The organism is Clostridioides sp. ZZV15-6598 (assembly GCF_020657705.1).
Classification (GTDB): Bacteria; Bacillota; Clostridia; order Peptostreptococcales; family Peptostreptococcaceae; genus Clostridioides; species Clostridioides difficile_F.
The window spans coordinates 1-9,859 of the sequence record NZ_JAGWCS010000135.1 but is presented as its reverse complement, the minus strand read 5'-3'; the positions used below and the strand labels follow the sequence as shown (position 1 = coordinate 9,859).

Here is a 9,859-nt window from a genome sequence, read left to right as displayed (position 1 = left end):
ATCTATATCTATATCTTCAATAAATTGCTTTACATTTATAACTCTTCCCATCATAAAAGGTTTTATTTTTATCTCACAGTCTTTAGGGTTGTCTAATATAAACCTTATCTTATCTATTGTAGGAGTAGCTATAGTAGCTATCTTACATTGGGTATTGTGATTATATATAAATTTAAGCATTGATTTAAGGGCATCTATGTTTTTATAAAATAACTCTCTGACAAACATTTTATCTCCTTGAAGAAAATAAACTATGTACCCATCTTTTTCATTACCTTCATGGATATATAGATGTCCATCTTCACTTTGAATTTCTTTAAATAAGTTTTCATAATAATGTTCATCTTTTAACACATTACCATTAACCTCATTTAAAAATGCTTTATCTATTTCAATTAAAGCATCAATTTGTGATGCATTAGCTTTTGTCATTTTTCCATTTGACTTGAAATTTTTTAAATCATCTGTTTTAATAGTATATTCAATTTGGTCATAGCAGTTCTCATATCCAAATCTTCTATAAAGCCTATAGTCAATTGGCATTAATATAGATACTACTTGTCCTTTCTTATACAATTCATTTAAAGTAAATTTAATAACTTTACTCATATAGCCAGTTCCTCTCCCCTCAGGAAGTGTAGAAACCCCTACTACATACGATGTATTGTATACCTTAGTATTTAAGCTTAACTTATACTGGTTTAGCTGAAGAGAGGAAACAATTTTTCCTTCATCTAAAGCTATTACAGTATTTTCATATTTATATTTATCATTAAAATAGTATTTCATAAAACTTTCACTGTCATTAAAGCAATAGCTCCATATTTCTTTTATACTCTCTATTTCTTCTTCTTTAGCATACCTAATCTCCATATGGTTTATTAAGCCTCCCTAACACTGTACTTTTCAACAAATCTACAAGGATGGTAAGAAAGTTTAGCTTTTCTAAGACCTTCAATACCTAAATCTTCTTCTCTATTCACAAATTCAACATCTTTAAATTCACTTACTAAAAATTGTTGGTTTATAAATGGATATAAACCTCTTATATCAGGATTTGCTTTTTCTATATGAATTAATGCCATGTTTTTATTTAAAAGCTCACCTATACTAAATGCTTCTAATTTTCCATCCACATATACACCAAACACTTTTACTTTATCTTTTAAAATATCGTAATTATTAAATATCTTTTTGATACCAACTAATTCATCATCCATACTTTCATCAAATTCGTTATTTTCTTCTTTGTTACTTTCCCATTCTTTCATTAATACTAAACATTCATTGAAGTTTTCTTTATCTAATAATCTTGATTCATATCTACCTGCATATTCTTTTAAGAAATAATTTATATGATTTCTCTTCTTTTGATTCTTTTTACCAGCTAATGTTCTTAAACTTTCTGCATCATAGACATAGTCAAATAAATCTCTTTCTTCTATATACTCAAATCTATTTGGATATTTTTCTTTTAGAAACTCTACCACTTCAGTAGTAATACCTCTTAAATATATTTTTTTGTTGTTATGAGAGAAATACTCAAGTACAAAATCTACAACTTCTGGAAGTTTATCTTTTTTAGCAAGTGGTAATATTGAGAAACTATCTCCTTCGTATTCACCAACTAAAACAGCAAAATCTTCACCTATATAATATCCTGTCTTATAAACATGTTGCCACATATATAAAGTACTAAAACAGTACTCACAAGCTTCATAATCTACTAAATCAAAATAAGGGTCTAACTCCTTTTTTGAACTTAGTTCAATATCTTTGAAAAACATAAAATCCTCCTACCTTTTTATTGCTTAATTTTTTAAAATTTTATTTTGTATCTATAAAAACTCCAATTTAGTTATGGTATTAATTTCACTTATATTGTCTAAAATATAAAATAGGATAGTTCCCATATATCTTATATTACCCATCATAAAATTATATAAACATGTAATGACTGGAGTGATTTTTTATTGAGAAATAAAATTTTTTTATTAATACTTATTATAATATCACTTTTAAGTGGATGTGACAAAAAATCTCTACTATCTATACATATGATAGATGTTGGACAAGGTGATAGTATTTTAGTACAAACACCTACAAATAAAAATATATTGATTGATGGAGGTGATGAAGATAGTAAAAATATAGTCATTAGTTACTTAAAACAAAAAAGAATAAAAACCATTGATATAATAATAGCTACACATCCAGATTCCGACCACATAGGAAGTCTTGATAATGTAATAAAAAAATTTAATGTAAACTCCATCTATATGCCTGAACAATCAACAGAAAGTGAAGCTTATCAAAATATAATAAATTCTTGTAATGATAAAAATCTATCTATTCAGTATCTATACAGAGATGATGTTTTAAATATCGATAACAATATAAATATATATGTATTAAGTCCTTCATATATACAAGAAGAATCTAATTTAAATTCAATAGTTTTTAAATTAAACTTTAATGATACCTCATTTTTATTTATGGGCGATGCTGAAGAACTAATTGAAAAAGAAATTTTACATTATTTTGAATTAGATAATATTAATTTTATAAAAATAGGTCATCATGGAAGCAATTCATCAACTACTTCAGAATTTATTGAAAAAATTCATCCAGATATAGCCGCAATATCATGTGGATATAAAAATCAATATGGTCATCCTCATAAGGAAGTTATCAATACTTTAAAACAAAACAATATATCAATTTATAGGACAGATAAAATAGGTGATATTGTTTTTTATAGTGATGGTAAAATGATATTTACAAAACACAAATATAAAATAGACTCTTAACATAAGAAATAAAACTGTAACTACATAACAGAACTAGGCTAAAAGTATCAACATAAAATAGTTTTATATTGATGCTTTTAGCCTTTAAAATATGTCTATAAAATTTATAAATAAAATATTTAACATTTATTACCCTAATAATTCATTGACTATTACAGATGCAATTACTAATCCTCCAACAGATGGTACAAATGATACACTACCTGGTGTTACCTTTTTACCATTCATAACTTTCTTTTTAAGTTCTATTGGTTGTTCAGTTGAATATACCACCTTTAATTTTTTAATCCCTCTATCTCTAAGCTCTTTTCTCATGACTTTAGCTAGAGGACAAGTACTTGTTTTGTGTATATCAGTAACAACTATTTTAGTTGGGTCTAATTTATTTCCCATCCCCATAGAGCTTATTATTTTTAAACCTTTTTTTTCACATGTTTCAATTAAATGTATTTTTGAGCTTACCATATCTATTGCATCCACAACATAATCATATTTTTCAATTAATATTTCACTGCTAGTATCTTTATTATAAAGATTTCTTATTTTTTTTATATTAATATTAGGATTTATATCTAAAATCCTTTCTTCCATAACATCAACTTTATATCTTCCCACAGTTGAATGTAATGCTGGTATTTGTCTATTTATATTTGTTATATCTACATCATCAAAATCAACAATAGTGAGATTACCCACTCCAGCTCTTGCTAAAGCTTCAACAGTAAAACTACCTACTCCTCCAACTCCAAATACTATTACATTTGAATTTTTAAGTTTTTCTATACCATCATCTCCAACTAGAAAGCTAGTTCTCGTTGTAAAGTTATTTTCCATTTTTCCACTCTCCTAGACTTTTATATACATAATATTAGTATTAGAAAATTTACATTATATAATACTAAATATTATATATCACTAAAAGTAAATTATCTTAAAATAATTTTTAAATTTAAAAAGGTATCTTTTAATATTAAAAGATACCTTTTATACTGGCGGGAATGCGTGGGAATCGAACCCACCTAAGAGGCTCTTAACCCCTCATACTAGTTTTGAAGACTAGAGGGCACACCGGCACCCATCCACTCCCATAACGAAACGTTTCTCAACGAAATCTATAATATCATATATTTTGACTCTTTGCAACAATTTTTATAGATTAATTTGATAGTAGATTGTATTTTAAATAGTTTTTATCTATAGCAATTGAGAATTATATATATTTTTATCATATTTATAATTATCTTTATCAAATTAAAAACTGGAAACCATATTTTAATTATCTATAGAGAATTTTTCCTCTATTCAATCAAAATATAATTTCCAGTATAAATACAAATTATTTAATTATTTTAATATACGTATATCTATAGTTTTTCTTCCCCAGTTATAAACTGTCTTTGAATCATTCATAAATATATCAATTTTATTTCCTTTTATCGCACCACCACAGTCTTCAGCAGTAAATACCATATCAAATTGAGGTATATATACTTTCGTTCCATATGGTATAACCTTAGGGTCTACAGCTATTGTTCCCCACTTAGGCTTTGTTCCTGTTGCAGTTATAGTATGACCAGAATATGCAGTTGCTACAACTCTCATACTTCTACCATTGTTACTACTGCTACTACTTGAAGAAGATGAAGCCATCCTTCTTGAACTTTCTCCCCTTGATGAAGCTACTTGCATTTCTACTTTTGTTCCTTTATTTACAACTTTATTAACTGGCTCAGATGTAACAACTTTTTTCACAAATTCCTTTTCTACTTTCTTACCATTGTGATAAGTTTCTTTATATACTAATTCACTTTTACCAGATTTTCCTTCTTCTTTAACTTTAGAATCTCCTTTTGACAAAGAGTTATCTTCAACAACTGTAACTTCAAATGGAATGTCTTTAGTCTCTACAACTGTTTTTTCCTTAACATCAATTACTTCTATTTTATCTCCATTAGATAACTTTGAATTTACATCCAAACTAACTATATCATTTCCATCATAGCTAATGTTTTGAGCTTCCAAAAGGTCTCCTACATTAGAGCTAAATGTAGATACAGTTCTCTCTTCTCCTTTTACTACTAATGTTACTTGTTTATTAAGTGCAGAGTATCCTGATAAAATTCCAACTGATAAAACAACCGCCATTGCCGAGACTTTAACATTACTCAATTTCTTTAAATTCATATAAAATTTCCTCCCTCAAATTTTTTACACTATATATTTTGCTTCGTAATATTCTGCTTCGTAAATTTCTTTTTTGTTTTTTGTGTAACTAAATTGTAACTATTTTTTCAAGAGTTGTCAACTTGACAAAAAAATAGAAATATGCATGCATAGTATTTTCAACTATTAAAGCATATTTCTATTAGTTACAACAATGTCATTGTTTATTGTTGTTTTGTTATCATTTTGTTACCTTTCATCTTTATATATTTTCTATCTGCCAATTGATAGGTTCTTTTCCTAGTTTTTCGAGAATTTCATTTATCTTAGAGAAGTGCTTACATCCAAAAAAACCTTTACTTGCTGATAATGGACTTGGATGAGGTGCTTCCAAAATATAATGCTTACTCGTATCAATCAATTCTACTTTTTTACGTGCATTACTTCCCCACAATACAAAAATTACTGGGTCTTCACGGTCACTTAAAATGGAAATAACTCTATCTGTGAAAATTTCCCACCCTTTATTTTTATGAGAATTAGCTTCATGTGCTCTAACAGTAAGTGCTGTATTTAAAAGTAATACACCCTGATCTGCCCAAGGCATTAAGTATCCATTATTAGGTATAAAGCATCCTAAATCTTCTTTTAACTCTTTGTACATATTTAATAGAGATGGCGGAGTTTTTACTTGTGGTTGAACTGAAAAAGCTAAACCATGAGCTTGATTATCTCCATGGTAGGGGTCTTGTCCTAGTATTAAAACTTTTGTATCTTTATATGAAGTGTGTTTTAAAGCTTCATATATGTTATGCATATTAGGAAAAATTTGACGTGTCTTATATTCATCTATAAGGAATTTTCTTAAATTTAAATAATATTCTTTTTCAAATTCTTCTTTTAATAATTCATTCCAATCGTTTCCTAAATTAACCATAGTTATCACCAATTCCTTTCAGCTATTTTTATTTATTGTTTTATTTAGAAATTATGTCCTCTTGATTGTCATTTTTTTCATTAGTATTTATTTTTATGCTTACTCTGTTAGGTATACAAACTATACTTTGACTTGGTTTGTTTATAAAACCTGTATGTACACACACTTTATCAGGGCATGAAGCATCTATTATCTCTACACCTTTGTCGTGAATTTTAACTATATTGTACCCTCCTCTATTTTCTATTTTAAATTCTTCTTTGGCATTTATTGAAACAGTCTTATACAATTTATTATCTACATAAATTTCAATACTTCCAGCATTTTTAGAATTTATAACAGTTATTATTCCATAACATGCTGTGATAACAATCAAAACACCCAAAATAAGAAGAATGTCTTTTTTCTTCATTTTTTGTCCTCCTATGAAATTATGCTATAATAAGATAATAACACAATTTCATAGGAGGAATATACCATGAATAAGAAAAAAATCACATTTATTTTTGTGATATTGATTTTAGCATTAATTTTATTTTCATTTTTTAGGAGTTCAAGTCAAAATACTAAATATAGTAAGACAAGCTATTACCTTGGTACAGTAAATGAAGTTACTATATTTAATACAAAAGAATCAAAAAGTGATAAAATTTTAAATGAATGTGATTCAATTTTAAGATATATTGATAACAAGATGAGTACTCATATACCAGGAAGCGATGTTTCTAAAATAAATGATAATGCTGGTAAAGATTTTGTCAAAGTTTCTGATGATACATTTTTTGTCGTACAAGAGGCTATAGAATACTCTAAGTTGTCAAATGGATACTTTGATATAACAATTGGTCCACTATCCAATCTATGGGCAATTGGAACAGACAAGGCTAAAGTCCCAAATGACTCTGAAATAAATGAACTTTTGCCTCTCATTGATTACAAAAATATTATATTAGATGAAAAAAATAAATCTATAAAATTAGCTAAAGAAGATATGAAAATTGATTTAGGGGCAATAGCTAAAGGATATGCTGCTGATAAAATCGTAGGCTATTTGAAATCAGAAGGTGTAAAAAAAGCTTTAGTAAACTTGGGAGGTAATATATTTACTCTAGAAGATAGCAAAAATAACAAACCTTTTAAAATTGGTATTCAAGACCCAACTAGCAAAAACGGAGAGTCTATAGGTAATATAGAAACTACAAATAAATCTGTTGTTACATCTGGAATTTATGAGAGATTTATAGAAAAAAATGGTAAAATATATCATCATATGTTAAATCCATTTACAGGATACCCTTTCGAAAACAACTTAAGTAGTGTTACAATAATCTCTGATAAATCTATTAATTGTGATGCTTTATCCACTTCTACATTTGGACTTGGACTTGAAAAAGGCATGGATTTAATTAATAGTATTGATAATGTAGATGCTATATTTATAACCAAAGATAAAAAAGTATATTTAACTAATGGCATACAAAATAATTTTAAACTTACAGACAAGGCTTTTTCTATTGAAAAGTTCAATAAATAATGAGTTTAAATAATATCAATGTCTATATACATACAAAATACATAAGAATTTAAATAGTTATCATACAACTAATAAAAATTTAAGTTTTATATAAAATATGGTATATACTAAGTAGTCTAAAACAAATCGTACTTATGTATATACCATTAACTTTTTATAGTGACTTTACAAACAAATCCATTCTATTTAAGGCCTCAATTACATTTTCTTTTTGAGTTCCTAAATTTATCCTAACATAGTTTTCACCATCTTTTACAAAGTGACTTCCATCTTCTATTAACACCCCTGTATTGATAGCTAACCTATCTGTAAATTCACTTGCACTTAGTCCTAAATTACTTATATCCATCCAAGCTAAATAAGATGATTCCATCTTCATTAGTTTAATCTTCTCATATTTATTTACCCAAGTCTCTAAAAGTTCATAATTTGATTTTATATATTCATTTACATTCTTTAACCACTCTCTACACTCATCATAAGCTGTTATTAATCCTATTATTCCAAACACATTAGGAGAAGTTATAGAATTTTGTTTTAATTTATTTCTAAAAGTATCTCTTATATCCTTATTTATGACTATTGAATAAGAAGTCTTTAATCCTCCAAGATTAAACCCTTTATTTGGTGATGTCAATAGGATAATATTTTCTAAAAGTTCTCTTTCAAGTTTAAGAATAGAATTAAATTCGCCATAATGAATATGCTCCGCATGTACTTCATCTGCAACTAAAATAACATTATTTTCTTTACATATAGTTGCTACTTTTGTCATTTCTTCAATTGACCAAATTCTTCCTGATGGATTATGTGGTGTGCAAAACATCATTAGCTTAGGTTTATTTTCTTTAATTTGAGATTCTAATCTATCAAAATTTATATAATATCTATCATTTATAACATCTAATGTATTGCAAACTACATTTACACCTTGCTTTTTAGCTGATGATTCAAATGGGTCATAAACTGGTGTATTTAATATTATACTATCTCCTTTTTTACAAAAAGCTTGTACTACATAGTGAAGTGTTGATACAGTTCCATAAGTCAATGTAATCCATTCTCTTTCTACATTTACCTTGTGCATATCTTTTTGCCACCCAATAACTGAATCATAAAATTCATCATAACAGTATGTATATCCAAATACACCTCTTTTTACAGCTTCAATAAATTTATTTTCTATTTCTGTTGGTATTTTAAAATCCATATCAGCAATCCACATTGGCACAAAATCTTCTTTAATATCTCCAAATTTATCTCTTATAATGTTTAAATCCCACTTTCTACACTTTTCACTTACTCTATCTGGTCTATCATCAAAATTATACATTTAAATTTACCTCGTCTTTTCTTATTATTATAAAAATACTTAGTTATAATTTATTTTAATTTACAACTATTAAATCTTTGGTAGATGTAGTAAGTCTCATACACCCATCTTGAGTTATAAGTACATCATCTTCAATTCTTACTCCTCCAAGTTCTGGTACATATATACCAGGCTCTATAGTTACAATCATACCCTCTTTTAATACTTCATTTGATTCTGGAGCTAATGCTGGATACTCATGAACCATAATACCTACTCCATGCCCCAAATTGTGACCAAAATTATCACCATATCCATATGAACCAATTATATCTCTTGCAACCTTATCTATTTCACCAGTAGTCATACCTGGCTTTAAAACCTTTATACACTCTTCATTAGCTTTCTTTACTATATTATATATTTTTTCTAACTCTTTATTTGTAGTTCCCATACAAATGGTTCTAGTAATATCTGAGCAATAATTATTATACTTTGCTCCAAAATCAAATGTAACAAAATCTCCATACTCTATAATTTTTTCACTGGCTTTTCCATGAGGTAAGGCTCCTCTCAAACCAGATGCAACTATAGTGTCAAATGACTCTTTTTGTCCACCTAATTCTTTTATAAATTTTACAATTTCATTTTCTACTTGTCTTTCAGTCATACCAACTTTTATAAAGTCAATTATATGATAAAATGTAGCATCTACTATTTCACAAGCTTTTTTTATATGTTTTATTTCATTTTCATCTTTCTCTTTTCTTAGAGTAGATAAATCAACTGATTTTAAAGTTGCATTTAATTTGTTACTCATACTTTTATATGAGTCAAAAGATACTTCACTTCCTTCAAAACCAATTTCTTTTATATTTTCATTTCTACAAATATCATTAATTATATCAAAATACATTCTATTTTTATCCATTAATATAACATCAAATAAGTCTGATTTTCTTTTAACTTCTTCAAAGTATCTAAAATCTACTATTATATATTGTTTATCTTTTGTTATAAAAACATATCCTGATGAACTAAATAGATTTCCAATATAAAACTTATTGGTAGAACTATTAATAAGAATTCCATCTATATTATAC

10 protein-coding genes and 1 tRNA gene are annotated in these 9,859 nt (G+C 27.0%); 2 read left to right on the top strand and 9 right to left on the bottom strand.

Annotated elements, in window-relative coordinates; all coding sequences use genetic code 11:
- A partial coding sequence (gene eis / locus KGF50_RS17995) for a GNAT family N-acetyltransferase (RefSeq protein ID WP_227849341.1) occupies positions 1-873 on the bottom strand: 873 nt, incomplete at its 3' end.
- An 8-nt stretch (positions 874-881) separates the two neighbouring features.
- Positions 882-1,787, bottom strand: coding sequence for a phosphatidylglycerol lysyltransferase domain-containing protein (locus KGF50_RS17990; protein ID WP_227849340.1), 906 nt, complete (start codon positions 1,785-1,787; stop codon positions 882-884).
- Between the two features lie 186 nt (positions 1,788-1,973).
- Here KGF50_RS17990 and KGF50_RS17985 point away from each other — a divergent pair, with 186 nt between their 5' ends.
- Complete coding sequence (locus KGF50_RS17985) at positions 1,974-2,810, top strand: ComEC/Rec2 family competence protein (RefSeq protein WP_227849337.1); 837 nt, start codon at positions 1,974-1,976, stop codon at positions 2,808-2,810.
- A gap of 129 nt (positions 2,811-2,939) precedes the next feature.
- Here KGF50_RS17985 and KGF50_RS17980 read toward each other — a convergent pair whose 3' ends face one another.
- From KGF50_RS17980 to KGF50_RS17960, 5 genes are all read right to left on the bottom strand, one after another.
- The gene (locus tag KGF50_RS17980) at positions 2,940-3,644 is read right to left on the bottom strand and encodes a ThiF family adenylyltransferase (RefSeq protein ID WP_227849336.1); all 705 of its coding nucleotides are present in this window, start codon (positions 3,642-3,644) and stop codon (positions 2,940-2,942) included.
- A 156-nt stretch (positions 3,645-3,800) separates the two neighbouring features.
- Positions 3,801-3,897 (bottom strand) — tRNA-Sec (locus KGF50_RS17975).
- Positions 3,898-4,154: 257 nt separating this feature from the next.
- Positions 4,155-4,994: a 3D domain-containing protein gene (locus KGF50_RS17970; protein ID WP_227849334.1), complete on the bottom strand. Its 840-nt coding sequence runs from the start codon at positions 4,992-4,994 to the stop codon at positions 4,155-4,157.
- Between the two features lie 241 nt (positions 4,995-5,235).
- Positions 5,236-5,910 carry a uracil-DNA glycosylase gene (locus tag KGF50_RS17965; RefSeq protein ID WP_227432554.1) on the bottom strand — a complete coding sequence of 225 codons (675 nt, stop codon included), beginning with the start codon at positions 5,908-5,910 and terminating at the stop codon, positions 5,236-5,238.
- A gap of 40 nt (positions 5,911-5,950) precedes the next feature.
- Positions 5,951-6,322, bottom strand: a complete 372-nt coding sequence (locus KGF50_RS17960) for a NusG domain II-containing protein (protein ID WP_227828187.1) — start codon at positions 6,320-6,322, stop codon at positions 5,951-5,953.
- A 66-nt stretch (positions 6,323-6,388) separates the two neighbouring features.
- On the opposite strand from KGF50_RS17960, the gene KGF50_RS17955 reads away from it, so the two are divergent.
- Positions 6,389-7,444 carry an FAD:protein FMN transferase gene (locus KGF50_RS17955; protein ID WP_227849332.1) on the top strand — a complete coding sequence of 352 codons (1,056 nt, stop codon included), beginning with the start codon at positions 6,389-6,391 and terminating at the stop codon, positions 7,442-7,444.
- A 154-nt stretch (positions 7,445-7,598) separates the two neighbouring features.
- Here KGF50_RS17955 and KGF50_RS17950 read toward each other — a convergent pair whose 3' ends face one another.
- Both KGF50_RS17950 and KGF50_RS17945 read right to left on the bottom strand, forming a co-directional pair.
- On the bottom strand, positions 7,599-8,777 hold the full coding sequence (locus KGF50_RS17950; protein ID WP_227849330.1) for a PatB family C-S lyase: 1,179 nt from the start codon (positions 8,775-8,777) through the stop codon (positions 7,599-7,601).
- Between the two features lie 55 nt (positions 8,778-8,832).
- A partial coding sequence (locus tag KGF50_RS17945) for an aminopeptidase P family protein (RefSeq protein ID WP_227849328.1) occupies positions 8,833-9,859 on the bottom strand: 1,027 nt, incomplete at its 5' end.

Bases quoted from the DNA above. Each gene is read 5' to 3' on its own strand.
- KGF50_RS17950 (WP_227849330.1), bottom strand. From the start codon at position 8,777: ATGTATAATTTTGATGATAGACCAGATAGAGTAAGTGAAAAGTGTAGA.
- KGF50_RS17960 (WP_227828187.1), bottom strand. From the start codon at position 6,322: ATGAAGAAAAAAGACATTCTTCTTATTTTGGGTGTTTTGATTGTTATC.
- KGF50_RS17990 (WP_227849340.1), bottom strand. From the start codon at position 1,787: ATGTTTTTCAAAGATATTGAACTAAGTTCAAAAAAGGAGTTAGACCCT.
- KGF50_RS17970 (WP_227849334.1), bottom strand. From the start codon at position 4,994: ATGAATTTAAAGAAATTGAGTAATGTTAAAGTCTCGGCAATGGCGGTT.
- KGF50_RS17980 (WP_227849336.1), bottom strand. From the start codon at position 3,644: ATGGAAAATAACTTTACAACGAGAACTAGCTTTCTAGTTGGAGATGAT.
- KGF50_RS17965 (WP_227432554.1), bottom strand. From the start codon at position 5,910: ATGGTTAATTTAGGAAACGATTGGAATGAATTATTAAAAGAAGAATTT.
- KGF50_RS17955 (WP_227849332.1), top strand. From the start codon at position 6,389: ATGAATAAGAAAAAAATCACATTTATTTTTGTGATATTGATTTTAGCA.